The sequence below is a fragment of the Ulvibacterium sp. genome, assembly GCF_028285715.1.
In the GTDB taxonomy this organism is placed as follows: domain Bacteria; phylum Bacteroidota; class Bacteroidia; order Flavobacteriales; family Flavobacteriaceae; genus Ulvibacterium.
Genome location: NZ_JANQOO010000024.1, coordinates 1 through 24,384, shown reverse-complemented (window position 1 = coordinate 24,384; position 24,384 = coordinate 1). Strand labels below are relative to the sequence as shown.

Genomic DNA, 24,384 nt, shown 5'->3' with positions numbered 1-24,384 from the left:
CGTATCTTTAGCCTAATTCATATACTATGCTACTTACCGATTCCCTCCTGGATTTTTTTCTGGAAACCCGAAAGTATACAGAAGAACTATGTGCGCCTCTTGAAATTGAGGATTATGTGGTTCAACCCATTGTGGATGTCTCGCCACCTAAATGGCATTTGGGACACTCTACCTGGTTTTTTGAGGAGTTTATCCTAAAGCCTTATGCAAAGAATTACCAAATCTTCGATGACGATTTTGCATTCGTCTTTAATAGCTATTATGAAACTGTTGGAAAACGGGTAATCCGCTCGGACAGGGGTAATCTTTCAAGACCGTCCGTGCAGAAAGTATATGCATATCGCAGTTATGTGACCAAGGCCATAAAAAAACTATTTGAGGAAAATGAGGGTCAAGAATTGTATGGTCTACTTGAAATTGGCATCCACCACGAAAAGCAACATCAAGAACTCCTGTTGACGGATATCAAATATATTTTGGGAAACAATCCATTACTTCCGGTGTACTCGGTCCATTTGGAAGAACATGTGCCGGAGGCACATCCTAGGGAATGGATCTCCATTGAAGAGGGAATTTACGAAATAGGGCATAAATCCGATGGTTTCTGTTATGATAATGAGCTGGGTAGGCACAAGATATACTTACATCCTTTCCAGATATCCAATGTATTGACCTTTAATTCCGAGTACTTGGAATTCATGGAGGCCGGAGGGTATAAAATATTTGACCTTTGGCATGCAGAAGGTTGGGATTGGGTAAACCAGAATGCCATTTCCGCTCCCCTGTACTGGCACAAAATGGATGGTGAATGGCATCAGTATACCCTAAACGGGCTACAAAAAGTAAATCCGAACACCCCGTTGACCCATATATCCTATTTTGAAGCCTTTGCCTTTGCCCAATTCAAGGGCTGTAGACTACCTACGGAATTTGAATGGGAAGTTGCCCAAGCCTATTTTCCTTGGGGCAACCGTTGGGAATGGACGGAAAGTGCCTATTTACCCTACCCCAATTACCAAAAAGCGGAGGGAGCCCTGGGCGAATACAACGGCAAATTCATGGTAAACCAAAAGGTGCTTCGCGGAGGCTCGGTGGCGACACCCAAAAAACATACGCGGCCTACGTACCGCAATTTTTTCCATGCCCAACTACGTTGGCAATTTACCGGTCTTCGATTGGCAAAATAATCCTTTAACTTCAATGTAGGGTATCCCCTCTAATTTCGACTTAGGCTACATGCAAGAACAAACAGACACTATTTTTGAGACATTATTTGAAGAGGAAGTCTATAGAGGCCTTACCGATTTCCCAAAACATTTATCGTCCAAATATTTTTACGATGCCAAAGGAGACAAGCTGTTTCAGGACATCATGAATATGCCCGAATATTATTTGACGGATTCGGAGTTTGAAATTCTGGATACCTATAAGGATAAAATTGCCCAATGGTTTTCTTCAGAAAAAGAGAGTTTTAACCTTATTGAACTGGGTGCCGGTGATGGCAAAAAGACCAAGATCTTATTGAAATACTTAATAGGCAATAACGTCAATTTCACTTATAAGCCTATTGATATTAGTCAAAATGTCTTGGATCAGCTCGAAAAATCCTTGCATGAGGAACTGCCTGATCTTTCTATGGAGCCTAGGCAGGGAACCTATTTTGAGACTTTGGCGGACATCCATTCCGATAACGGGTCCAGAAAGGTTATTCTTTTTTTAGGTTCCAATATTGGCAATCTTCTACATCCTCAGGCCGTTGATTTTTTAAAAAGTGTTCAAAATCTGATGAATGAGGATGATCTTTTTTTTGTCGGTTTTGACCAAAAAAAGAACCCACAAACCATCTTGGACGCTTATAACGACAAAACTGGAATTACAGAGGCCTTTAACAAGAACATTTTGGCCCGTATTAACAGGGAGCTAGGGGCCGATTTTGATTTAGAAAAGTTTTTGCATTGGGAAGTATACGACCCTGAAACAGGTACGGCCAAGAGTTATTTGGTGTCCAAGGAAAAACAATCCGTGTGTATTGAAAAATTGAACGTGAAAATTGATTTTAAACCTTGGGAGACCATACATACGGAGATATCACAAAAATATGATGACGAAGTCGTTAATTGGCTTGCGGAAAAGGCCGGGCTACAAATTGTGGCTCAATTTAGCGACCAAGCCAATCTTTACAAAGACTATTTATTTAAAAAAGAAAGATCGTGAAAGCCATTTGGAACGATACCGTAATTGCGGAAAGTGATGATACTATTGTAGTGGAGAACAATCACTATTTCCCTCCACAAAGTATAAAAAAAGAATTCTTTAAGGAAAGTAAGACCCACACCACTTGCCCTTGGAAAGGCCAAGCTTCGTACTATACCGTAAGTGTCAACGGGGCCGAAAACAAGGACGCGGCCTGGTACTACCCAGAGGTAAGCGAACTGGCCAAAGCTATAAAAGGTCATGTGGCCTTTTGGAAGGGTGTGACCGTTACAAAATAAAAAAGGCAGTGAAAACACTTTGAGTTTCACTGCCCTTATAATTCCTTTTTGTTCTAAACCTCCAATACTGGATTCTCAGACCCGGCAAAATCGTTCCACTGGAAACGATCGGCCTCGGTTTCGCTTACGTAGTTGCCATCTACCAAATACTTAAATTCATAAGCATTTTCCTTGGGCAAATCAAAAGTACCCTTAAAGGTACCGTTCTTCAATTTTTTTAACGTACTTCCTTTAGGATTCCAGTTGTTGAAATCTCCAACAACAGCTACTTTTTTAGCATTTTCTGCCGGTACGGTAAAGGTTACTTTACAAATCGGCTTGGTCTTTAGGTATTGTTTTGCAATCGCCATGATATTCTGTTTTAAGTTTGGCGCAAAACTAATGCAATAAAATGCTCATTTACAATGATGAAAATCATTTTTATCATTTTCTTAATATTTTAGTACTATTTAACGAGGTTCAATAAAAAAGGGCAACGTATTTTTAAAAGAACCAATCCTATGCCCTTGTTTTTAAGACATTTATGACTGTCTCTATATCGTTTTCGTTATTGTAATAATGAAAGCTCAATCGGATTCCGTCTCCCCTTTGTGCACAAACGATCCCGTTATATGTCAATTCTTGAAAGCATCTTTCATCACCCAAAATGTTAAGGATATTTCCATGATTTTTCCTATTAAGAATACTTTCCTTTAACAACCCCAAACCACCAAGTTCATCCATTGCCTTTTTTCGAAGTCGTCGATTTTGATCTTCAATAGTATGCATTCCAATACGTTTCATGGATTCCAGAGAAAATTTTAAGCTTCCAAAATTGAAGGTATCCAAATGACCTGGTTCTAGATGTTTTGCAAATTCTACTTTTCCTTTCCTGGAAAGGTCACCACTCACGGAATTGAATCCTAGGGAACTCACCGAAAACAGTTCCTTTGCCCTATTCTTGAAAAGAAAAAAACCGTTTCCATAGCCCGATAGCAACCATTTATAGGTACTTGTACCCAATACGTCAATCGCCGATGCCTCAAAATCGAAATCGCTAATACCCAAAAACTGTGTGCCATCAGCAATTATGCAAAGATCGGGGAATTCCTTTTTTAGGTTTTTTAAAAAATCCAGATCGACTTGAATTCCATCTAACCATTGAACAATACTTAAGGCCAATATGGAAATCTTCTTGGACTTTACTTCTTTGTAGATTTTCTCTTCCAAATGCTCATCGATCTCAACATAATCAATTTGGAAACCTCTTTTTTCAAAAGGCCAATTTACAGATGGATAGTCCTCTTCCAAAAGCAGCACTTTGTGTTTTTTGTCCAATCCATCCAACAGAAGGTTCATTCCTAGTGAAAAATTGGGTGTCAAGGCAACATTGTCCGTTTTGCAACTAAAAAAATGTGCAATCGTACTCCGCGTTTCAGGAATAAGACCCATCATGGCCCTTACTTTCATTGCACTTCCCTCCTCAAAAAAAGATCGATCATGCTGATGTCTCCAATCCAGGAGACTCCTGGACAATAGTCCTGAGGTAGCCGTGTTGAGGTAAACACAGGTGTTCAATATGGGAAAGTCCTTGCGTATGTTCTCCATTGCCGATAACTTCAGATACGCCACAATTACCGTATCTTTGTTGTTAAAGATAGCTATTCGCATGTTCTCCAAAAATAAAAACAAGGGGCATTTGGACCAGGAACAGCACGAGCTTTTGGAAACGGCACAGCACCGCATAAAGCAGAAGAAAAGGTTGTATGCCCATTTTGTAGTTTTTTTGATCGGGAGTGTTTTTTTGATACTGATCAATAAAATCTTAAAATATTGGGAAGAATATGATTGGTTTTTATGGGGCATTACTTTTTGGGCCTTTTTGTTTGCCCTACATGCTTTCAATGTCCTTGTGACCCAAAAATTCATGGGAAGGGACTGGGAGCGAAAACAACGTGAAAAATTGGTAGCTAAACAGAAAGAACGGATAGCTGAACTCCAAAAGGAAATTGAAACAGATTTTCCACTTTCCAAAATCAACAAAAAAAAAGAATTGTGAATACCATTGCCATGATAGCGGCCATAGGCGAAAACAAAGCCCTTGGAAAGGATAATGATTTGCTATGGCATCTTCCCGATGATTTTAAACGCTTCAAGAATCTAACTACGGGCCATAAAATAATTATGGGGCGAAAAACTTTTGAGAGTTTCCCCAAACCCCTACCTAATCGATTGCATATCATTGTTACCCGGGATAAAGACTATAAGACCCCGTATGAAAATTGTATCACGGTACACGGTATGGAAGAGGCTATTGCTCTGGTAAAGGATGATACGCTGTCCTTTATTATTGGAGGAGGCGAAATATACAGGCAGGGAGAACAATTTGCCAATAAAATAGAATTGACCCTAATCCACACTACCTTTCCTGATGCAGATACCTTTTTCCCGGAAATCGATGAAAACATCTGGAAATTAACCTCCCAGGAATATCATCCCAAGGATGCCAAACACAAGTTTGATTTTACCTATTTGACTTATATTAGGAATAATTAATGGCTCTGTCCATAAAGCAAATTCACCGTTTACCTAAGGTTTCCTAAAAGACATTTTTTAATTTGCCATCAAAAAGTCAAACAAGAAAACTCCATTTCAGCATCCACATTAAAGAGCAAATTTTTTAAGACAGTGTTATCCGTATTACTGAGAAACTGATGCCTTACCGGGCCACTTTTGGCATTCAATAAGTTACGTTCCAACAAAATTGCATTGGTCTGCCGGGCCACGGCTTCCCCGGAATCAATAATCCTTACATGTGGCGGAAGTAATTCCTCCATTAGAGGAATCAGATAGGGGTAATGGCTACAACCCAAAACCAAATAGTCGATTCCCTTATCCAGCATGGGATCTAGAAATTTTTTAAGCAAATCTCTTGTTTTTGCAGTCTGGAGCTCTCCCCTTTCGATCAACTCTACTAACCCGGTACCCTCCTGTTCCATTACCTGAATACCGTAGGCATGGTTTTCCGAGGTACTGTGGAAAAGACTACTGGCCAATGTGCCTTTTGTAGCCAAAACTCCCACTGTTTTGGATTTTGAGTTCAGGGCAGCGGGTTTTATGGCCGGTTCAATGCCGATAAACGGAAGGTCATAATTTTCCCTTAGGTGGGTAATCGCATTTGTGGTAGCCGTGTTACAGGCAACTACGATTAATTTACACTTTTTCCGTAAAAGGAATTCCGTGTTTTTTCGGCTCAATCGAACGATTTCCTCCTTAGGTTTTTCGCCGTAGGGAGCATTTTTGCTATCAGCAAGATATAGGGTATCTTCATTGGGAAGTAACTTTTGAATTTCCTTCCAAATGGAAGTCCCCCCAACTCCAGAATCAAAAATACCTATTGGACTATCTTGCATTTCAAAAGGATTATTCCAAAACCTCTTCAATTGGTTTTCCTGTACTGCCGTTAGGAAAGGCAACCCCAAGTAAAGCGGCCAAAGTTGGAGCTATATCAGGGATTTCGGTCCTTTTCACCGTAGTACCCTTTTTAATTCCCTTACCGTAGAACAACAAAGGAACATGGGTATCATAAATTTGTGGGGATCCATGGGTAGAACCTTTTCTAGGCGAACCAATATATCCCGGCTTCAATACTAGCAGAATATCCCCTGATCGTTTTTGATGATATCCATTTTGCAGAATATAGGGAATCCCCGAAGTGTATTGATTCTGCCACATTTGATAGCCCGTATATACCCCGTCAATTGGTTCATATCCCAATAGTTCCCTCCCGATTGTCTCTTGAACCTCCCGTAAATCCAGATCCAAGTTGGAAATAATCTTATGGTCCAAAAAAAACTGGTAGTTGGAAAAGTTTTTGACGATGTCGCTTGTTCCATAGGTAAACTCCAAAAATTGCTCAAAGTCCGGTTTTAAATTCTCCCATCCCAAATAACCAGCAGGAATCTTTTGATCTATTAAATAAGATGGTACATCAATAGCCCCATGATCAGCTGTTAAAAACAGGGTATATTCACCGATTCCGACATTCTCGTCCAAAGCGTTGAAAAGTCGAATCAAATCCCGGTCCAATCTCAAATAGGTATCCTGAACTTCCTTTGAATTAACCCCATACTTGTGCCCAATATAATCGGTACTGGAAAAACTAATCGCCAAAAAATCTGTTATCGTATCCTCGCCTAGATTCTCATGTTTTATGGCCTCCATAGCAAAATCAATAGTAATGCTGTTACCATAGGGCGTAGTCTTTATAATTTCAAAATCCTTGTTCTTGTCCAATAGATTCGGTGTGCTATGTGGAAAAATAGGAGCGGTCTCATCCTCAAATAAGCCTTCGTGGTCCGTATTGTCCAGACCACTTTCCACATACAGATTTATGTCCTTTAGTGTAGTCCAGGCCCTTTTATAGTCTTGTGCTTTCCCGGATGTATTGAAATCATTGACCCAATTTGGAAGTTCCGGCATATAATATGAACTGCTGATCCATTTGCCCTCGTCTCCACCTTGAAACCAATAAGCGGCATTTGCGGTATGGCCCCCGGGCAATACGGCTCCCCTGTCCTTTAGGGCAATTGCAATGGTCTTTCCTCTCATTTGGGTATGTAAGCGCAGTTCATCCGTTATGGTAGTTACATTCATATGGTGAGGGGACATTTGTCCAGCATTGGAGATTGTACCAATGGATGTATAATTTGTATCACCGGCACAATACACCATTAATTCAGATTCCTTATCGTACCAATCATTTCCAATAATGCCATGCGTGGCGGGCGTGGTCCCGGTATAGACCGATGTATGCCCAGGACCGGTATTTGTAGGTGCATAGTTGAAATGGTTGTTCTTACAATTAAACCCTCCCCTAATCATTCTTTTAAAACCGCCTTCCTCAAAATGGTTCCAAAATCGGGTAAGATAATCATAGCGCATCTGATCCACCACTATACCTACCACAAGTCTCGGCAAAGTTTGCGACTCCACCTGCTGTTTTTGCTTAGGGACAGCTTTGGATTTTCTTTGGCCAAGAGTAGTTGTGGATACAAAAATTACGAAAAGGAGGCATAAAAAAGGACGATTTTTTTTCAGAAGCATACCTATATTTTTCAAAAAACAAAAGTATGTAAAATACCCCTTAAAACTTTAAATACAGGTGAAATGAACTCCTTTATTGTTATTTTTACGACGAGAAGTCTATTTTTAATCCATGAATTATATAGCATCGATCGGCAGTTATGCAATTATGGTAAAGGAGGTTTTTAAAAAGCCGACAAAGTGGAGCATAATGAAGTCGTTGATCTTAAAGGAAATAGACGAACTTATCTATGGATCTTTAGGCATCCTTATTTTTATCTCGTTTTTTATTGGAGGGGTAGTGGCCATACAAACGGCCTTAAATATTACTAGTGAAATCATTCCCAAGTACTTGGTGGGTTTTGCCACCAGACAATCCATTATCTTAGAATTTGCCCCTACTTTCTGTTCCATAATTATGGCCGGGAAAGTGGGTTCCTATATCACCTCAAGCATAGGTACCATGCGGGTGACCGAACAAATCGATGCCTTGGAGGTTATGGGCGTCAATGCATTAAACTATCTGGTATTCCCTAAAATTATTGCCATGTTGTTTTATCCCTTTATCATAGCCATATCCATGTACATTGGAATTTTAGGGGGTTGGGTAGCTGGAGTCTTTGGGGGATTTAGTACCAGTGCGGATTTCGTGGAAGGTCTCCAACTGGATTTTAGGCCCTTCCATGTAACCTATTCCTTTATCAAAACCTTGGTGTTTGCCTTTATACTGGCCACTATTCCCTCTTTTCACGGATTTTACATGAAGGGAGGCGCCTTGGAAGTGGGCAAAGCGGCTACTACGTCCTTTGTTTGGACCAGTGTGGTTATCATAATTCTAAATTATATCCTAACACAACTTTTGCTGGGCTAATGATTGAAGTGGACAACATATATAAATCTTTTGGTGATGCCCATGTATTGAAAGGAATTACTACATGCTTTGATAAAGGAAAGACCAATCTTATTATAGGCCAAAGCGGTTCGGGAAAGACCGTTTTTATAAAATGTCTGTTAGGGCTGTTCACCCCCGAGGAGGGTACCATAAGCTATGACGGTAAGATATATTCCGAATTGTCAATCAGTGAACAGCGGAATTTAAGACAAGAAATGGGGATGGTATTCCAGGGAAGTGCCCTTTTTGATTCCATGACCGTGGAAGGCAATGTAAGGTTTCCCTTGGAAATGTTTACGAAACAGTCCGTTTCCGAAATGCAAGATCGTGTAGATTTTGTGCTTAGGCGGGTGAACTTGGTAGACGCCCATCACAAATATCCTTCCGAAATTTCGGGTGGAATGCAAAAAAGGGTGGCCATTGCCAGAGCCATTGTTATGAATCCCAAATACCTATTCTGTGATGAGCCCAATTCCGGGCTTGATCCGAAAACGGCCATATTGATTGATAATCTTATCCAAGAAATCACCCAGGAATACAATATTACCACAGTAATAAACTCCCATGACATGAATTCCGTTATGGAAATTGGGGAGAAGATTATTTTCTTGAAAAATGGCATTAAGGAATGGGAGGGGACCAATAAGGAGATTTTTAAGACGGATAATGAGGCCGTGACCAATTTTGTGTACTCCTCGGAACTTTTTAAGAAGGTGCGGCAGATGTATATTGAGGAACGTAACTAACTTATTAGTGATGATTCGTTTTCGCGAAAACGATAAAAATCAGTCTTGGGCAGCTTCCCTCAGCTGAATGTTCTTATTGTTCAATCGGAGTTTTAACCAATCCGTTAGTTTTTTGGTGTCCTTAGTTTTTTGATTGGTGGAAATGCCTTGCTTCCATTTTACTTCAAAAATAGGGATAGTATCTGTTTTACTGAAGTCAGTTGTTATAAGGTATGAAAAGCCCATAGTGGAAAGGTTCTCATAGTTGGTCTTTGCTTCTGCACTGATTTCGCGAAAGGGAACTTGCTGCGTGGCCGACTGTTTTAATCGATTTACTTCCAACTCCAACAGCTCTATCTTTTCATCCTTACCCAATAAGGCCTCTTTTTGGGATTCATATAGTTCGTTTACATATTTCAATTGATCGAATTCGTCATTTTTGGAACCTTGGATAATGCGTAATTCACAGTTTTGCAATTTTGAAAATTCATTCTTTTGGGAATTCCAAGTTGCTATGATATTGTCCGGCACCGTCTCATTGCCCATAAACACCAACTCTATGGAAGGGTTTTCGCCATGGTTGAATTCTATATCGGAAAAATCCTCCAGGAAGCGACCTTCACCTGAAAATTGGTATGGCGCTATTTTTTCGGTAATAAATTGGTTGGCCTGATTCCGAAATAATGATTCTTGAAAGACATCATAAAATGTGAATCCTGCGGGTACCATGACCAAGATGGCAATAATGGAAGCGACCCTGGAAACCAGTCTGCGCCTTCTGGAATTCACATACCGAACCATTGGAAAACGCAGTAATTTCAGCACCAAAAAAGTGGCCAAAGCGATAAAAATCGTGTTGATGATAAAGAGGTACATGGCGCCCCAGGCGTATTGCCAATTTCCAATGGCCAAACCAAAGCCAACGGTACACAAAGGAGGCATCAGGGCCGTGGCTATGGCAACGCCGAAAATTACGGAGGCTATAGTTCCTTTCTTTGCCCGTGCGATTACCAACGCGAGACCTCCAAAAAAAGCAATCAATACATCTCTAATATCCGGAGCGGTGCGAGCCAAAAGTTCGGAGGATTCATCGCGGAGTGGAAAGAACCTAAAAAACAGATATGCCGTAAGTACACTCAGGACCACCATAACCGCAAAATTCTTGAGAGAACGCCTTAAGGTATCAATATCATTGATTGCTACGGACATACCAATACCCAAAATAGGGCCCATTAGTGGGGAAATTAACATGGCTCCGATGACGACAGCGGTAGAATTGGCATTGAGGCCTACCGAGGCAATAAAAATGGAACATATCAAAATCCATGATGTATGCCCCTTGAAAGGAATATCAGCAATAATGGCTTCCTTTGTTGCGCTCTGATCCGTATTGCTCCGGATGTCCAGCAATTCAAAAAGGAACTTTTTGGTGCTCCCCAACAGTCCTTGAAAATTCTTTTTTACATCGTCTCCACTGTCCTGCGGTTTTCCTATGGGAGCGCTATTTTCTTGGTTCTGATTGTTGTTCATTGTTATGCATATTTATCCCCGTAGGTATCCTTTACTCTAGACAACACCGTTTTAATGTCCTGCTCCTTGGATTTGGGATAAATCAATAGCACTTCTTCTTTATCTACGATAATATATTCCTTTAATCCGTCCACCACCACAATCTTTCCCTTTGGGGACCGAATCATATTCCCCGATGCGTCCTCGCATATCACTTGGCAATTTACAAGGGCATTGTTGTTTTCGTCCTTGTCCAGTTTATCGAACAGGGAACCCCAAGTACCTAAGTCGTTCCAATCAAATGAGGCTGGTAGTACATAAATGGCTTTGGAACGCTCTAAAATAGCATAATCAATGGAGATATTTTCGGCTTTTGCATAATTATTGGCAATAAAGCTCTTTTCATCGGCCGTGTTATAACAGGAAATACCCTCGGAAAACAATTCATATTGTGTAGGCTGATACTCCTGAAAAGCCTTTATTATAGTATCTACGCTCCAAATGAAAATTCCGGCATTCCAGAGAAAATTGCCTTGGTTCAAGAATTCCTTGGCGGTTTCATAATCCGGTTTTTCCCGGAATTGATGGACTTTTTTTAATTTTCCATTCGTTTCCTTCTCATATTCTATATAACCAAATCCCGTATTCGGAAAGGTTGGTACAATTCCCAGCGTACATAGGGCAGTTTCTTTTTCACACTTATCAAAGCATGCAATGACATCCTGGGCAAAGGCCTCTTCATCCTCTATCCAATGATCACTGGGAGCCACTACCATTACGGCATTGGGATTCATCTTTTGAATCTTTAATGCGGCATATAATATGCAAGGGGCCGTATTGCGCATGGCCGGTTCCAGCACTACCTGCTCCGGCTTTACCAAAGGTAATTGCTCCAATACTAAATCATTATACCTTTCATTGGTTAGAACAAGGATATTCTCCTTGGGTATAAAGGTATTAAGACGTTTAAAAGTCTTTTGAATGAGGGTGTCCCCGGTACCCAACATATCATGGAATTGTTTGGGATAAGTGGACGTACTTATCGGCCAAAAACGAGACCCCACACCTCCGGCCATCAATACGGCGTAATAGTTTGTATTCATAGTATCAATCAAAAATCAGTTTTACTTACTGTGCACGATTACCGTTTAATCGGTAATCAATTCCACCTCGGCATTGGGCTGAAATAAATATACCTTACCGGTAGCAATTTCTACACATTCATAGCGTTTTACGCGTTTATTTCCTTTTTTGAACAATTTACCGTTATAAATGCGAAAAACACTTCCCAAAGGTAACTGAAAAATGTAGGTCTTATCTGAATGCCCAACATCAAATTGCTTGAGGGCCAAGGACAGATGGGTGTCCGTATCACTACTGGCCTTGGGGTTTTTGAAGTGTTTGGCCAATAACGGCAATAATTTGGAGGGAAAAATTTCCGGGCGAATAAAGGGCAGCATCAAATATTGGAAAGTATGCTTCCATTCCGGACCGTGGGGCTTTATTCGTCTACCATGTTTTTCAAAAGCTACTAAATGAGCAATCTCATGGACCAAAGTAATCAAAAAACGATAGGGATTCAAGGTAGCATTTACCGTAATTTGGTGCAATCCGTTGGGTAGCATCCTATAGTCTCCGTGACGTGTAACGCGATGGTTTACAATTTTAAGCTGTACCCTGTAGGTTCTGATAAGTTCAAAACAAGGTTCTACCGCGCGTTCTGGTAGATATTTACGAAGGGGGTTATCCATTGGCACAAAAATAGGAATTTTCCATTGGGTTCTCTCCAAAGCAAAATTCATCAAATTTTCCTATATTTAAAGGTCTCAAATACAGAGCTTTTCAAGCAGTTCTCCCCGGAAAGGATTATACATCCAATTTATTACAGCAATTTCAATATATTACCATTACCATGAAAAAAGGACAAATCATGATTTTGGGGGCAATGGGCGTTTTGGCGGTTGCCACTTTCATTTTTTCAGAAACCAAGCAAGAAGACGAGCCAGTTCCACAAATGGCTTCAATGAACTTTATGAAGTGTACCGTTGCCAAGTTTATGTTGAGTACCGTTGACACTACCCAACAGATTGCCCCACTTTTCGAAAATTTGGGAAATCACAGTTATGAAATTTCTACCTCCGTAGACAAGGCACAGGATTTTTTTGACCAAGGTCTACGCCTAACCTATGCTTTTAACCATGCAGAGGCCCATCGATCCTTCATGGAAGCTGCTCGTTTGGATCCCAATGCGGCCATGGCCTTTTGGGGACAGGCCTATGCCCTTGGCCCTAACATCAATGATGCCCTACCCGATGATGAACGAAAGACGAAGGCCTTTGAAGCGTTGCAGCATGCACAAAAATTAGCCGGCCGGGCAAGCTCAAAAGAACAGGAACTCATTTCAGCTTTGGCCTCCCGTTATAGTGCCGATTTAGAGGAGGATATCGTTGAATTGAACAAGGACTATATGAACGCTATGGCCAAGGTAGCCGAGAGGTTTCCCCAAGATGCCGATATCCAAACCTTATATGCGGCCGCCATTATGAACACCATGCCCTGGAACTATTGGGATACCGATGGAAATCCTGCCCCAAATACCCTAAGGGGAAAGGCCGCCCTGGAAAAGGCCATAAACATTAATCCTGACCATCCGGGGGCGCACCATTACTATATTCACATGGTAGAGTTGCCCCAACCTGACTTAGCGATTCCCAGTGCGGACAGACTGGGTAGGCTCATGCCGGCCGCAGGACATCTCGTGCATATGCCCTCTCATATTTACATTCGTGTTGGTCGGTATCTTGATGCTGTAAAATCAAACCAAAAGGCTATACTTGCAGATGAGGATTATATCTCACAATGTTATTCGCAAGGGATGTATCCTTTGGGATATTATCCACATAACCTACATTTTTTATGGTCCGCAGCAAGTTTGCTCGGGAATAGCGAAATGGCCATAGAAGCCGCCCAAAAAACTGCGGAGAAAGTTCCTATTTCGGAATTAAGGACCTTACCTTTCCTACAGGATTTTGCATCGACTCCACTTCTGGCTTATACCCGATTTGGAAAATGGAATGAAGTACTGACCATTCCCAATCAAGGGGACGATTACAAACATCTGAAACTGATATGGCATTACGCCCGTGGCATAGCTTTTCTTAGAAAGAACAACCTAAAAGAAGCCAAAGAGGAGTTACAGGCCATTGCCGTTATGAAGGATGACCCTGAACTTGAGAATGTAATCGCGAATTACACCAATCCAACTTCAAGTATTGCCAAGGTGGCCCATGCGGTAGTAGCCGGTGAAATTGCCTTGTATGAGGGAAACGATTCAAAGGCTATTGAACATCTTGAAAAGGCCGTGGTCCTGGAAGACCAGCTGATATATAGTGAACCTTCCCCGTGGCATATTCCATCACGTCAAACCTTAGGGTTCGCTTTGATGAAGGCAGAAAAGTATGAAGAAGCCGAGAAAATCTACAAAGAGGACCTACAGGAACTCAGACAAAATGGGTGGTCATTAATGGGGCTATACCAAAGTTTAAAGGCCCAAGGCAAAATGGATGAAGCAGGCAAAATTAAAGAGGAATTTGAAAATGCTTGGAAACATGCCGATTTGGAAATTGAGAACTCCATTTTATAAAGTAAAAAATCAAGGGGTACTAGTGCTCACCTGTAATATTTTCCCATTATAGAGCTTGTGCCCGGTTAAGGCAAATTCCTTGATGTAGGTAGCCATTTCCAAAGGGGTGGTCGGGGCTTGATAGCCTGGAAAAGCCTCTTCCAACATTTCGGTCTGAACGGCGCCCAAAGCCAAAACATTAAAGGATGGTCCGGTTTCCTTGAATTCCTCTGCCCAAAGTTCCGTTAAGGTAATTAACGCCCCTTTACTGGAACTGTAGGCGGAAAGCCCGGGAAACTTTACACTCCCTTGAACGCCTCCCATGGAACTGATATTTACTACATGCCCATTTTTAGGCATCTTAGGAAGAACGACTTTTACAATTTCCGCTACTCCAAACACATTCACTTTGTAGATTTTTTCAAATTCTTCGGAGGTAGTTTTCAAAAAGGGCTTGTTCACTAACATTCCGGCGTTATTTATGAGAATATCAACCACCTCCCTTTCCCTTAAAAACTCGTCCAATTTTTGCAAATCGTTCTGTTCACAAAGATCAAAAGGGAATGCGGAAATATTGGAATGGCCTAAATCAAGTATCGGATCTGAATTTCGCGAAAGGGCCAAAACCTGATGCCCCTTGTCCGAAAATAAACGGGCCAGCTCAAATCCGATACCCCGGCTACATCCGGTAATGATAACATTTGCCATTAATTGTATTGTATTTCCTTTTGAGGTGCGTTGGCCACTCCTTCCACAACCGGTATGAATAGATTCACCAAATGGGCCATGTGTTGGAAGTCCATGAGATCGGCTTCGTCCCCAACTTTATGATATTGATCAAAATTGGTGAAGTCAAAGGTACAAAAGGTATGTGCAGGTACATTGAACGCTTCATAAAAAGGATAGTTGTCCGATCGTTTGAATAAACCGAATTTCTGGGCCGTGGGCAAAAATCCGACCAATTCCTTTCCGGCATAGGTATTGCATACTTGGGCCAGGTTAGATTTCTCATATCCACTGGCATAAGTAAGATATTCTTTATCCACCAAAGGCACACCCACCATTTCATAGTTAAGGACCAGATATAGGTTTAGATTTTGCGCCTTTAATTTTTCGGCCAAATGTTTTGATCCCAAAAGCCCTTTTTCCTCAGCAGTGAACAGTACAAAAATAAGACTGCGTTTGTTGGTTTTGGTATTTCCAAAGTAGCGGGCCAATTCTAGGACCGTAGTGGTCCCCGAAGCATTATCATTGGCTCCATTGGCTATGGAATCCCCACCTTCCGGCTCAATTCTCCCGATGTGATCGTAATGTGCCCCTATGAGGATGAATTCATTTTTAAGTACGGGATCGCTCCCTTCTATCCAGCCCACCATATTATACGAAGTAGGCTTAAAATTGGTAAGCGTATCCCTATAAGAGTTAAAATAGGGCGCAAGTTTGTTTTGGATAAATATCCCCTCAATGAATTGTGCCGCCTTTTCCATGCCCTCGCTTCCCGGATCTCGCCCCTCCAATTCATCTGAAGCTAAATAATTCAAAATCCCCTTTACCCGGGTAGCGTCCGAAAACCGGATTTTCAAATCGGTGGATTTGACATCAGTTGATGGGACAGCTACATTTGCTTCGGTAGATTCTGGTGCTTTTCGAATGGCATCAGCATCAATTTCTTGAAGCTTTTTGGCCCCACAACCCATTAGAATAGACAAGACCACAAGCCGAAAGAAAAATTTCATATGAAATAATTTTGACCATAAAGATAAAAAAAGCACCCGCAAAAACGGGTGCCAAATTTTTTGAAAGCTTTCCTTCAAACAAAGAAGGGTTCAAATTAAGCCAACATGGTGACCGGATTCTCCAAATATGAGCGTAGGGTCAATAAATATTGTGCTCCCGTCGCCCCATCAACTGTTCTATGGTCGCAGGCCAAGGTGACCTTCATAGTATTTCCTACTACAATTTCACCGTTCTTGACCACTGGTTTTTGAACTATGGCGCCAACAGATAGGATGGCCGAATTAGGTTGATTGATAATGGAAGTAAACTCCACAATTCCAAACATCCCCAAATTAGAAACGGTAAAAGTGCTACCTTCCATTTCTGCCGGAGTCAATTTTTTGTTTCTAGCCCTACCTGCCAAATCTTTCACTGAGGCTCCAATCTGTGTGAGGCTCATTTGGTCGGTAAACTTAAGTACAGGTACTACCAAGCCTTCATCTACGGCAACAGCTACTCCAATATGTACATGATGCTTATAAATTGTAGTATCCCCGCCCCATGTGGTATTTACCTGTGGATGCTTTTTCAGAGCCATGGCGCAAGCTTTGACCACCATGTCGTTGAAAGAGACCTTGGTATCCGGCAAATCATTAATCTGTTTTCTTGAGGCCATTGCATTGTCCATATCCACCTCAATGGTCAAATAGTAGTGAGGCGCCGTAAATTTGGACTCTCCCAAACGTTTGGCAATCACCTTCCGCATCTGGGAGTTCTTGATCTCTTCACTACTTTCTTCCCCTACCGGAAGATTAATCGGTACTACGGGCTGTTTCGCTGGAACTTCCTCTGATGTACTTGTAACCGGTTGTGTAACAGGTTGAGGGGATTGCGAAGGTTGGTAGTTCTCAATATCGCGCTTAATGATTCGCCCGTGATCCCCACTGCCATTTACCGCGCTCAGGTCTATCCCTTTTTCCTGGGCCATTTTTTTAGCCAAGGGCGACGCGAAAATACGTTGTCCATCGCTTGCCGATATTATTTCTGTTGTGCCCTCCGCCTTTAGTTCCGAAACCGTTTCCTCATTTGTAACAGACTTTGCCTCCTCTTTAGCCATCCCCGTAGAAGGCTTGGCATTTAAGACCGTATCTACATCAGTTCCTTCGGGTCCAATGACGGCTAAAACCTCGTCAACCGGAGCAGAACCTCCTTCTTCGATTCCTATGTACAATAATGTACCGGAGTAAAACGACTCAAACTCCATAGTGGCCTTGTCCGTTTCAATTTCCGCTAAAATATCGCCTTCCTCTACAGTATCGCCTACTTTTTTTAACCAAGTGGCGACCGTACCTTCTTCCATAGTGTCACTTAAACGGGGCATTTTTATAATTTCGACCCCTTCTGGTATTTCCCCGGAAACTTCCATGGCAGCACTTTCCGAAATATCATCCGTCTTGGACGTCTCACCGGAAGAGGAATCCTCCGTTGCAGCAGCCTGGGAAGTACCGTTCAAAAATCCCGAAATATCCTCACCTTCATCACCGATAATGGCCAAAAGAGTATCCACGGGAGCTCCGTCTCCTTCTTGGATACCAATATGTAGTAATGTCCCCTCATGAAACGATTCAAACTCCATGGTGGCCTTGTCGGTCTCGATTTCGGCAAGTATGTCACCTTCCTCAACTTTGTCGCCTACTTTTTTTAACCATTTGGCCACGGTACCCTCTTCCATGGTATCGCTCAAACGGGGCATATTTATCACTTCCGCCATTTAACTATTGTTTATGTTGTACAAATGGATAATCTTCCTGCTCATATACTACATCATATAACTGACTCACGGGTGGATATTCCGATTCCTCAGCAAACTTTTCACATTCCCGAACCTTGTCCTTAACCCGTTTGTCGATTTCTTTGATCTGGTCTTCCGTGGCATATTCGTTTTCCTTAATGACATCCAAGACCTGGGTAATGGGATCTATCTTTTTATATTCCTCTACCTCATCTTTGGTTCGGTAGTGCTGTGCGTCGGACATGGAATGCCCTCTGTATCTATAAGTTTTCATTTCCAAAAAGGTAGGACCGTCGCCTTTTCTGGCTCTTTCAATGGCCTTATGCATTTCTTTTGCCACGGTCACAGGGTCCATTCCATCCACGGGACCACAAGGCATTTCATAACCCAATCCAAGCTTCCAAATCTCCGTACTATGGGATGTACGCGCGACCGAGGTACCCATGGCATATCCATTGTTTTCGCACACAAAGACCACTGGAAGTTGCCAAAGCATGGCCAAATTAAAGCTTTCATGCAGCGAACCCTGTCTTACGGCACCGTCTCCCATATAGCATAAGGTTACGGCATCCCGCTTAAAATATTTGTCGGCAAATGCAAGTCCGGTACCCAAAGGTATCTGACCTCCTACAATACCATGACCACCATAAAACCGATGTTCCTTTGAAAAAATGTGCATGGATCCCCCCATTCCTCTTGATGTACCGGTTACTTTACCATAAAGCTCCGCCATTACCAATTTAGGGTCAACGCCCATGCCAATAGGTTGCACATGGTTTCGATAGGCCGTAATCATCTTGTCCTTTGTAAGGTCCATTGCGTGTAGCGCTCCAGCCAATACCGCCTCCTGTCCATTATACAGATGAAGAAAACCCCTGACCTTTTGTTGTATATAAACAGCTGCAAGCTTATCCTCAAATTTCCTCCAAAAAAGCATGTCTTCATACCATTTCAGATAGGTTTCCTTAGTGATTTTTTCCATTAACCGATTTTTTATTGATACTTCTATCAGCCCAGTCCCGATCTTTTTGAAAAAATTGGGGCATTCAAAGAAAAACAAAAATACACATATAAATGAATGGATAAAAAAAATTGAAGCAAAAGGCAACCTCTAATCAGAGCGGGGAAACCTTCATGGCCCAAGCACTATATTGTTGATGAAAAATGAACTCCTATAAAAAAGAGGTATCAAAAGCCAAGGGAAGAATATCGGCAATGGACGCACACCATATTATTTGCCCTATTTCTCCCATTAGGAAGAGTTCGATGGGGCTCTTCTGCCTCACCTCATATTCAGATATGGATTGCCTGCAATTGCCACATGGGGCGGCAGGTTTGTCCACGGTGTATTTATTTGAGGCCGCCGAAATTGCAATGGCCTTGATAGTCTCCCCAGGGTATTTGGCGCCAGCTTGAAATACGGCCACACGTTCCGCACATAGGCCCGAGGGAAAAGAGGCATTTTCCTGATTGTTGCCGATAACCACTTTACCATTTTCCAAAAGAACCGCTGCACCGACCTGAAAATTGGAATAGGGTGCATAGGCATTTTTTCGAGCCGCTACCGCCTTTTGCATTAATTCTTGGCCTTCTTGGGAAAGCTCATCAATTGTGTCGAACACCTGCAATTCAAAACACACTCTCTTTTTCTTCATAGGTAAGCGATGAGTAGACCTTCCATAAAAATAACAAAACCTGCTCAAAAGCAGGTTTTGTGTTATTATTTGTATCGAAAATGAATTCTTTAGTCATTAAGATATTCCTCTCCTAAATTGAAGGTGAGTGAAAACCGCAAGGTGTTCTCCAAAGGGTTTCTTACTTGTGATGTGGAAAAAAGATAGGATAAATCTATTTGGGCAGCTTTAAAGCGAAACCCCGCACCCAAGGTAAAGAACTTCCTGGAACCTTTTTCCTCACTTTCATTGAAGTAACCTGTACGTACCATAAATGCATCCTGATATACATATTCGGCGCCTAAGGCCCAAGTAAATTCTTTCAACTCTTCGCTAAAACCATCCGGAGCATCGCCAAACGATTCAAAAACACCATTAAAGAACCCGATGTTCTGGTACTCATCATTATCCGCTGAATCTACATCGCCATCACCATCGAAATCCCTTGGCGTGGGCACCAATAACTTATTAAACTCTGAGGTAAGGCCAATAACATTATCCTGGTCTAGAATGAAATCAAATCCAAATCCAAATTTCAGGTTGGTGGGCAAAAAGTTTTCCTGTCCACCTTCATCGTACTGTATTTTGCCTCCTAAGTTAGAAATATTGAAACCTGCTCGCCAGCGTCCATCAAATTTGCTATATGCAATTTCCCTAGATCTATAAAATCCTGCAATATCAACCGCAAATGAACTAGCCGCCTGTGAGTCTACATCTCCTTGCTGTGGTAATCTAAGATTTGAACGGATAAACCTACCTCCCACGGCCATTGAAAATGTAGGGCTCAGTTTAAGCGAATATGACCCATCCAAAGCCAGTTCGTTAGGTTTGGCCAAAGTTCCGGGATCGTTTGCAAATTGTCTCAGTTCTATCTCTCCCAAAGTGAAGTAACGCAAACTAAGGGCAAAGGCACTCTGATCATTAATTTTATTATAAAAACTGGCATTTAAAAGGGATATGTCGGTAATTATACTTTCCAAGTAAGGGGTATAACTTAAACCGATACCCATTTTACGTTCCGCAAAGGCAAATTTTGCCGGGTTCCACTGTTGGGAAAATGCGTCCGTGGAAGTAGCCACCCCAATATCTCCCATACCTGCAGACCTGGCATCCGCGGCAATGGTCAAAAAGGGAACTGCAGTAGTAATAACCCTTTGGTCTTCCTGGGCGGACACCTTAAAAACCAATGCAAACAAAACGAGTAAGGCTAATTTCTTCATCTCTTAACAATCTGGATTTTATTAATACATGTGCCCCGACGTAAATAAACTTTCACACCTTATTCACACTTAAACGGGGTTTTTAAGAATATCTTGTATTGAAAGCGAATAATTTTGAGATTGAACTTAAGTCAACAGGATTTTCTTGGGGACACCTGAACCTGTTTCTGTCAAAGGTTTGCAAATTGCCCTAATCGTGAAAAAGAAGGGAAAGTCCATACTATAACAAGCATTACTTCGTTATGTTTTTAGAAAACGCTTGCGGCCTAAGGATTGTACATGTTGAAAATATTTTTTAGGTGACAAAATATTATGTGCAAAACCTCGTTCTATTAGCCGAAAAGCAACCATTTAATAAATCAAAAGACCTGTTAACATTGCTTTCCGGCGATTTAACAATTTGAACTCAAGTCCTAATTATGATGAAAAAACAGTTTTTAAAAATTGTACTTTCCTTTGCGGTGATTGCAGGAGGTTTTACGGTTACCAGTTGTAAAAAATCCTCTTCTTCCTCCAAAAATGTATCAAGAGCTACCGGTTGGAAGATAAATGCGAAGGAAGGCGGTTTCCAATACAATACGGATTTTAAGGAGCAAGAAACCGCTCCAGGTCTTGTTTTTGTTGAAGGAGGTACTTTTACCAAGGGAAAGGTTCAAGATGATGTAATGCATGATTGGAACAATACTCCCACAGCCCAGCACGTTCAGTCCTTTTATATGGACGAAACCGAGGTAACCAATGTCATGTACTTGGAATATCTGGACTATTTAAAAAGTGTTTATCCTCCCGAAAATCCAAAGTATACCAATATCTATACCGGGGCACTGCCGGACACATTGGTATGGAGAAATAGATTGGGATTCAATGAGACAATGACCAATAACTATTTAAGACACCCTGCCTATGCGGAATACCCGGTGGTAGGTGTTAATTGGATACAAGCTACGCAATTTGCGGAATGGCGTACCGATCGTGTTAACGAAATTATGTTGGAAAGGGAAGGGTATTTGGCAAAGGATGCAAAATATCAAGCTGTTACCGGAGAAGTGGAAGGGACTTTTAGCACCGAAGCCTATCTTAACAGACCGGAATCCGTTTATAATGGACAAATTGATTCCTTGCAGGGAAGTAAGAAGAAAGATAGTGTACCTAGTTATGCCAAAAGAAGTAGTGGTGTGATTATGCCGGAATATCGTTTACCTACCGAAACAGAATGGGAATATGCAGCCCAGGCAAATCAAGGTTCCCGTGAATACAACAACTATAGGGGAAGAAAAAAATATCCATGGGAAGGAGATTATACCCGAAATGGACAACGTGTTGGCCGTGGCGACCAATTGGCCAATTTTAAACAAGGAAAGGGAGATTACGGCGGAATTGCAGGATGGTCCGATGATGGTGCCGATATCACGGCCGAAGTGAAGTCCTACAAACCTAATGACCTTGGCTTGTATGATATGGCCGGTAACGTAGCGGAATGGGTTTCTGATGTATATAGACCCATAGTGGACGACGAAGTGAGCGACTTTAATTACTATAGGGGAAATATCTACATGAAAACCGCTATTGGCGAGGATGGGAAAGTAAATATCCTCCGAGATTCCATTGTTTATGATACCCTGCCAAACGGTAAAATTGTGGCCGTAAACCTTCCCGGCGAAATTGCCATGGTTCCTATTGATGAAAAGGAAACCTATCTAAGAACCAATTTCTCCAAAAGCGACAATAGAGGGTATCGGGACGGTGATCCAGGCTCTTCAAGATTCTTTGATCGCTTTAGTGATGAAGAACAGGAAGAAGACGGCAAAAAAATGTACAACTCTCCCAAGCACAAAGTGGAAAGGGACTCTATCGGAAACTTGATTCGTCAGTACGATACGTCTAATAATAGAACTACACTGATCAACGATGAGGTTCGGGTATTCAAAGGTGGCTCTTGGAGAGATAGGGCCTACTGGCTGGATCCTGCCCAACGTAGATATCTGCCTCAATACATGGCCACGGATTATATTGGTTTTAGATGTGCCATGTCCAGGGTTGGTTCAAAATCGAAGACAAAGAACAAGACTCCTAGAGGCAAAAAAGTAAAATAAAACAGATCGGAGCATAAAATTCTTATGAAAGTCCCGGCACAAATGCCGGGACTTTTTTTATCTTCGATTCATGCATATAAGAGACCTACACCAACGCTTTTTGGAGTTTTCCAGTGTATCTACGGATACCCGAAGAATGACAGATAATTGTATCTTCTTTGCCTTAAAAGGAGATAATTTCAATGGCAACAGGTATGCGAAAGAGGCCCTTGAAAAAGGAGCAGCCTATGCCGTAATCGATGAAGGGGAATACGCTATTTCCGATAAACATATTTTAGTAAATGACGTATTAAAAACGCTGCAAGATCTAGCCACGTACCACCGAAATTATAGTTCGGCCAAGGTCATAGGTTTAACCGGGAGCAACGGAAAGACCACTACCAAGGAGTTGATACATGCCGTACTTTCCAAAAAATATAGAACCATAGCCACACAAGGAAACCTCAACAACCATATTGGGGTACCATTGACCTTACTTTCCATTCAAGAGGACACCGAAATTGCAATAGTGGAGATGGGCGCCAACCATCAAAAGGAAATTGCCCTTTTGAGTGAAATCGCCCAGCCAGATTTTGGGTACATTACGAATTTCGGAAAAGCACACTTAGAGGGTTTTGGTGGTGTAGAAGGCGTCATAATAGGGAAAAGCGAACTATATGATTACCTCCGTACAAACCATAAATCTGTTTTCCTCAATGCCGACGATCCCATTCAACTTCAAAAAATGGGAAGTTATATTCAAAAATATGGTTTCAGTAAGGATAAGCAAGCCTATTATAAAATAGAGTTCCTAGGGGCCAATCCTTTTGTACGATTAAAGGTTGAGGATATTGTAATTAATTCCCAATTGATCGGGGGCTATAACTATACCAATTGCGCTATTGCCATTTGTATGGGAAAATACTTTAATGTGAATCTTCCGACTATAAAGATGGCCATTGAAGCGTACATACCACAAAATAATCGCTCCCAGATTATTGAAAAACGTGAATCGATTATAGTTTTGGACGCCTATAATGCCAATCCCACAAGCATGAAAGCAGCCCTTGAAAGTTTCGAGGGGATGGACGAGAATCCAAAGATTGTCCTTTTAGGAGATATGTTCGAACTGGGGGAGGTCGCCAACAAGGAACATCAAAAAATTGTGGATATGGTTTTGGAAATGGACTTGGAAGATGCCTATTTCATCGGGGAAAACTTTTATGCTGCCCAAACCCCATTTAAGAAATTCACCTCGGTGGATGAAATCGTAGGTTTTCTAAAAAGTAAGCCACTCCCTAAAAACAAAACATTTCTCATCAAAGGTTCAAGAGGTATGGCGTTGGAACGATTGTTGGATTTTATTGAATAGAAAAACAGCAACCCTTGTGGCAGAAAAGACGAATATTCTGAGGGCCACAACGGATTCTAATGATGGCCATAGTTCCTTCATTATAACAGACGGTACCCCCGGTCTGCCATATCGATAGGCAAATATAGCCCTTCAAGTGGAGTGTATTGGATTCGAACCAACGACCCCCGCCCTGTCAAGGCGGTGCTCTAAACCAGCTGAGCTAACACTCCATAACTCCAATCATTTGGGCGGC

The 24,384-nt window shown here is 41.7% G+C and carries 23 protein-coding genes and 1 tRNA gene; 10 read left to right on the top strand and 14 right to left on the bottom strand.

Going from position 1 to position 24,384, the window contains the following annotated elements:
- Positions 1-26: 26 nt before the first annotated feature.
- Genes egtB through Q0993_RS16645 form a run of 3 tightly spaced genes read left to right on the top strand, consistent with a single transcriptional unit; the run spans position 27 to position 2,492 of the window.
- Positions 27-1,187, top strand: a complete 1,161-nt coding sequence (gene egtB, locus Q0993_RS16655; RefSeq protein WP_299535154.1) for an ergothioneine biosynthesis protein EgtB — start codon at positions 27-29, stop codon at positions 1,185-1,187.
- Positions 1,188-1,236: 49 nt separating this feature from the next.
- Complete coding sequence (locus Q0993_RS16650) at positions 1,237-2,214, top strand: L-histidine N(alpha)-methyltransferase (RefSeq protein ID WP_299535152.1); 978 nt, start codon at positions 1,237-1,239, stop codon at positions 2,212-2,214.
- Entirely contained in the window at positions 2,211-2,492 is a 282-nt protein-coding gene (locus Q0993_RS16645; RefSeq protein ID WP_299535151.1) for a DUF427 domain-containing protein, read from the top strand. The genes Q0993_RS16650 and Q0993_RS16645 overlap by 4 nt, the downstream gene beginning before the upstream one ends.
- A gap of 53 nt (positions 2,493-2,545) precedes the next feature.
- On the opposite strand, the gene Q0993_RS16640 is transcribed toward Q0993_RS16645, so the two are convergent.
- Together Q0993_RS16640 and Q0993_RS16635 are read right to left on the bottom strand one after the other, a co-directional pair.
- Positions 2,546-2,842: an isoamylase early set domain-containing protein gene (locus tag Q0993_RS16640; RefSeq protein ID WP_299535150.1), complete on the bottom strand. Its 297-nt coding sequence runs from the start codon at positions 2,840-2,842 to the stop codon at positions 2,546-2,548.
- A 148-nt stretch (positions 2,843-2,990) separates the two neighbouring features.
- Positions 2,991-4,079 (bottom strand): aminotransferase class V-fold PLP-dependent enzyme, encoded by a 1,089-nt coding sequence (locus Q0993_RS16635; protein ID WP_299535148.1) that lies wholly within the window; start codon positions 4,077-4,079, stop codon positions 2,991-2,993.
- Positions 4,080-4,140: 61 nt separating this feature from the next.
- Here Q0993_RS16635 and Q0993_RS16630 point away from each other — a divergent pair, with 61 nt between their 5' ends.
- The gene (locus Q0993_RS16630; protein WP_299535326.1) at positions 4,141-4,530 is read left to right on the top strand and encodes a 2TM domain-containing protein; all 390 of its coding nucleotides are present in this window, start codon (positions 4,141-4,143) and stop codon (positions 4,528-4,530) included.
- On the top strand, positions 4,527-5,027 hold the full coding sequence (locus tag Q0993_RS16625; protein ID WP_299535146.1) for a dihydrofolate reductase: 501 nt from the start codon (positions 4,527-4,529) through the stop codon (positions 5,025-5,027). The genes Q0993_RS16630 and Q0993_RS16625 overlap by 4 nt, the downstream gene beginning before the upstream one ends.
- Positions 5,028-5,095: 68 nt before the next feature.
- On the opposite strand, the gene murI is transcribed toward Q0993_RS16625, so the two are convergent.
- Both murI and pafA read right to left on the bottom strand, forming a co-directional pair.
- Positions 5,096-5,884, bottom strand: coding sequence for a glutamate racemase (gene murI / locus Q0993_RS16620; protein WP_299535145.1), 789 nt, complete (start codon positions 5,882-5,884; stop codon positions 5,096-5,098).
- A gap of 10 nt (positions 5,885-5,894) precedes the next feature.
- Positions 5,895-7,577 (bottom strand): alkaline phosphatase PafA, encoded by a 1,683-nt coding sequence (gene pafA, locus Q0993_RS16615; RefSeq protein WP_299535144.1) that lies wholly within the window; start codon positions 7,575-7,577, stop codon positions 5,895-5,897.
- A gap of 112 nt (positions 7,578-7,689) precedes the next feature.
- Between pafA and Q0993_RS16610 the strand changes: the two genes are divergently transcribed.
- Together Q0993_RS16610 and Q0993_RS16605 are read left to right on the top strand one after the other, a co-directional pair.
- Positions 7,690-8,427: an ABC transporter permease gene (locus tag Q0993_RS16610; RefSeq protein WP_299535143.1), complete on the top strand. Its 738-nt coding sequence runs from the start codon at positions 7,690-7,692 to the stop codon at positions 8,425-8,427.
- Positions 8,427-9,194, top strand: a complete 768-nt coding sequence (locus tag Q0993_RS16605; RefSeq protein WP_299535142.1) for an ABC transporter ATP-binding protein — start codon at positions 8,427-8,429, stop codon at positions 9,192-9,194. Before Q0993_RS16610 ends, Q0993_RS16605 begins: the two co-directional genes overlap by 1 nt.
- A 39-nt stretch (positions 9,195-9,233) precedes the next feature.
- Here the strand turns inward: Q0993_RS16605 and Q0993_RS16600 are convergent, their stop codons facing one another.
- Genes Q0993_RS16600 through Q0993_RS16590 form a run of 3 tightly spaced genes read right to left on the bottom strand, consistent with a single transcriptional unit; the run spans position 9,234 to position 12,433 of the window.
- Positions 9,234-10,703 (bottom strand): DUF389 domain-containing protein, encoded by a 1,470-nt coding sequence (locus Q0993_RS16600; protein ID WP_299535139.1) that lies wholly within the window; start codon positions 10,701-10,703, stop codon positions 9,234-9,236.
- A 2-nt stretch (positions 10,704-10,705) separates the two neighbouring features.
- On the bottom strand, positions 10,706-11,785 hold the full coding sequence (locus Q0993_RS16595) for a mannose-1-phosphate guanylyltransferase (RefSeq protein ID WP_299535136.1): 1,080 nt from the start codon (positions 11,783-11,785) through the stop codon (positions 10,706-10,708).
- Between the two features lie 45 nt (positions 11,786-11,830).
- On the bottom strand, positions 11,831-12,433 hold the full coding sequence (locus tag Q0993_RS16590) for a SprT-like domain-containing protein (protein ID WP_299535133.1): 603 nt from the start codon (positions 12,431-12,433) through the stop codon (positions 11,831-11,833).
- Positions 12,434-12,594: 161 nt separating this feature from the next.
- On the opposite strand from Q0993_RS16590, the gene Q0993_RS16585 reads away from it, so the two are divergent.
- Positions 12,595-14,325 carry a hypothetical protein gene (locus Q0993_RS16585; protein ID WP_299535130.1) on the top strand — a complete coding sequence of 577 codons (1,731 nt, stop codon included), beginning with the start codon at positions 12,595-12,597 and terminating at the stop codon, positions 14,323-14,325.
- A gap of 9 nt (positions 14,326-14,334) precedes the next feature.
- Here the strand turns inward: Q0993_RS16585 and Q0993_RS16580 are convergent, their stop codons facing one another.
- From Q0993_RS16580 to porV, 6 genes are all read right to left on the bottom strand, one after another.
- Positions 14,335-15,012, bottom strand: coding sequence for an SDR family oxidoreductase (locus Q0993_RS16580; protein WP_299535128.1), 678 nt, complete (start codon positions 15,010-15,012; stop codon positions 14,335-14,337).
- Positions 15,012-16,040, bottom strand: a complete 1,029-nt coding sequence (locus Q0993_RS16575) for a M28 family peptidase (protein ID WP_299535126.1) — start codon at positions 16,038-16,040, stop codon at positions 15,012-15,014. The genes Q0993_RS16580 and Q0993_RS16575 overlap by 1 nt, the downstream gene beginning before the upstream one ends.
- A 95-nt stretch (positions 16,041-16,135) precedes the next feature.
- The gene (locus Q0993_RS16570) at positions 16,136-17,791 is read right to left on the bottom strand and encodes a pyruvate dehydrogenase complex dihydrolipoamide acetyltransferase (protein WP_299535123.1); all 1,656 of its coding nucleotides are present in this window, start codon (positions 17,789-17,791) and stop codon (positions 16,136-16,138) included.
- Positions 17,792-17,795: 4 nt separating this feature from the next.
- Positions 17,796-18,794: a pyruvate dehydrogenase (acetyl-transferring) E1 component subunit alpha gene (gene pdhA / locus Q0993_RS16565; protein ID WP_299535121.1), complete on the bottom strand. Its 999-nt coding sequence runs from the start codon at positions 18,792-18,794 to the stop codon at positions 17,796-17,798.
- A gap of 190 nt (positions 18,795-18,984) precedes the next feature.
- Positions 18,985-19,467 (bottom strand): cytidine deaminase, encoded by a 483-nt coding sequence (gene cdd, locus Q0993_RS16560; protein WP_299535119.1) that lies wholly within the window; start codon positions 19,465-19,467, stop codon positions 18,985-18,987.
- An 89-nt stretch (positions 19,468-19,556) separates the two neighbouring features.
- Positions 19,557-20,705 carry a type IX secretion system outer membrane channel protein PorV gene (gene porV / locus Q0993_RS16555; RefSeq protein ID WP_299535116.1) on the bottom strand — a complete coding sequence of 383 codons (1,149 nt, stop codon included), beginning with the start codon at positions 20,703-20,705 and terminating at the stop codon, positions 19,557-19,559.
- Between the two features lie 422 nt (positions 20,706-21,127).
- On the opposite strand from porV, the gene gldJ reads away from it, so the two are divergent.
- Positions 21,128-22,798, top strand: a complete 1,671-nt coding sequence (gene gldJ, locus Q0993_RS16550) for a gliding motility lipoprotein GldJ (RefSeq protein WP_299535325.1) — start codon at positions 21,128-21,130, stop codon at positions 22,796-22,798.
- A gap of 70 nt (positions 22,799-22,868) precedes the next feature.
- Entirely contained in the window at positions 22,869-24,149 is a 1,281-nt protein-coding gene (murF, locus tag Q0993_RS16545) for a UDP-N-acetylmuramoyl-tripeptide--D-alanyl-D-alanine ligase (RefSeq protein ID WP_299535114.1), read from the top strand.
- Positions 24,150-24,286: 137 nt separating this feature from the next.
- Here the strand turns inward: murF and Q0993_RS16540 are convergent.
- Positions 24,287-24,361 (bottom strand) — tRNA-Val (locus Q0993_RS16540).
- Positions 24,362-24,384 lie beyond the last annotated feature (23 nt).

Excerpts from the sequence above, each read along its gene's own strand:
- egtB (WP_299535154.1), top strand. The coding sequence starts at position 27 with ATGCTACTTACCGATTCCCTCCTGGATTTTTTTCTGGAAACCCGAAAG.
- Q0993_RS16650 (WP_299535152.1), top strand. The coding sequence starts at position 1,237 with ATGCAAGAACAAACAGACACTATTTTTGAGACATTATTTGAAGAGGAA.
- Q0993_RS16640 (WP_299535150.1), bottom strand. The coding sequence starts at position 2,842 with ATGGCGATTGCAAAACAATACCTAAAGACCAAGCCGATTTGTAAAGTA.
- Q0993_RS16635 (WP_299535148.1), bottom strand. The coding sequence starts at position 4,079 with ATGGAGAACATACGCAAGGACTTTCCCATATTGAACACCTGTGTTTAC.
- Q0993_RS16630 (WP_299535326.1), top strand. The coding sequence starts at position 4,141 with ATGTTCTCCAAAAATAAAAACAAGGGGCATTTGGACCAGGAACAGCAC.
- murI (WP_299535145.1), bottom strand. The coding sequence starts at position 5,884 with ATGCAAGATAGTCCAATAGGTATTTTTGATTCTGGAGTTGGGGGGACT.
- pafA (WP_299535144.1), bottom strand. The coding sequence starts at position 7,577 with ATGCTTCTGAAAAAAAATCGTCCTTTTTTATGCCTCCTTTTCGTAATT.
- Q0993_RS16610 (WP_299535143.1), top strand. The coding sequence starts at position 7,690 with ATGAATTATATAGCATCGATCGGCAGTTATGCAATTATGGTAAAGGAG.
- Q0993_RS16605 (WP_299535142.1), top strand. The coding sequence starts at position 8,427 with ATGATTGAAGTGGACAACATATATAAATCTTTTGGTGATGCCCATGTA.
- Q0993_RS16600 (WP_299535139.1), bottom strand. The coding sequence starts at position 10,703 with ATGAACAACAATCAGAACCAAGAAAATAGCGCTCCCATAGGAAAACCG.
- Q0993_RS16595 (WP_299535136.1), bottom strand. The coding sequence starts at position 11,785 with ATGAATACAAACTATTACGCCGTATTGATGGCCGGAGGTGTGGGGTCT.
- Q0993_RS16590 (WP_299535133.1), bottom strand. The coding sequence starts at position 12,433 with ATGGATAACCCCCTTCGTAAATATCTACCAGAACGCGCGGTAGAACCT.
- Q0993_RS16585 (WP_299535130.1), top strand. The coding sequence starts at position 12,595 with ATGAAAAAAGGACAAATCATGATTTTGGGGGCAATGGGCGTTTTGGCG.
- Q0993_RS16580 (WP_299535128.1), bottom strand. The coding sequence starts at position 15,012 with ATGGCAAATGTTATCATTACCGGATGTAGCCGGGGTATCGGATTTGAG.
- Q0993_RS16575 (WP_299535126.1), bottom strand. The coding sequence starts at position 16,040 with ATGAAATTTTTCTTTCGGCTTGTGGTCTTGTCTATTCTAATGGGTTGT.
- Q0993_RS16570 (WP_299535123.1), bottom strand. The coding sequence starts at position 17,791 with ATGGCGGAAGTGATAAATATGCCCCGTTTGAGCGATACCATGGAAGAG.
- pdhA (WP_299535121.1), bottom strand. The coding sequence starts at position 18,794 with ATGGAAAAAATCACTAAGGAAACCTATCTGAAATGGTATGAAGACATG.
- cdd (WP_299535119.1), bottom strand. The coding sequence starts at position 19,467 with ATGAAGAAAAAGAGAGTGTGTTTTGAATTGCAGGTGTTCGACACAATT.
- porV (WP_299535116.1), bottom strand. The coding sequence starts at position 20,705 with ATGAAGAAATTAGCCTTACTCGTTTTGTTTGCATTGGTTTTTAAGGTG.
- gldJ (WP_299535325.1), top strand. The coding sequence starts at position 21,128 with ATGAAAAAACAGTTTTTAAAAATTGTACTTTCCTTTGCGGTGATTGCA.
- murF (WP_299535114.1), top strand. The coding sequence starts at position 22,869 with ATGCATATAAGAGACCTACACCAACGCTTTTTGGAGTTTTCCAGTGTA.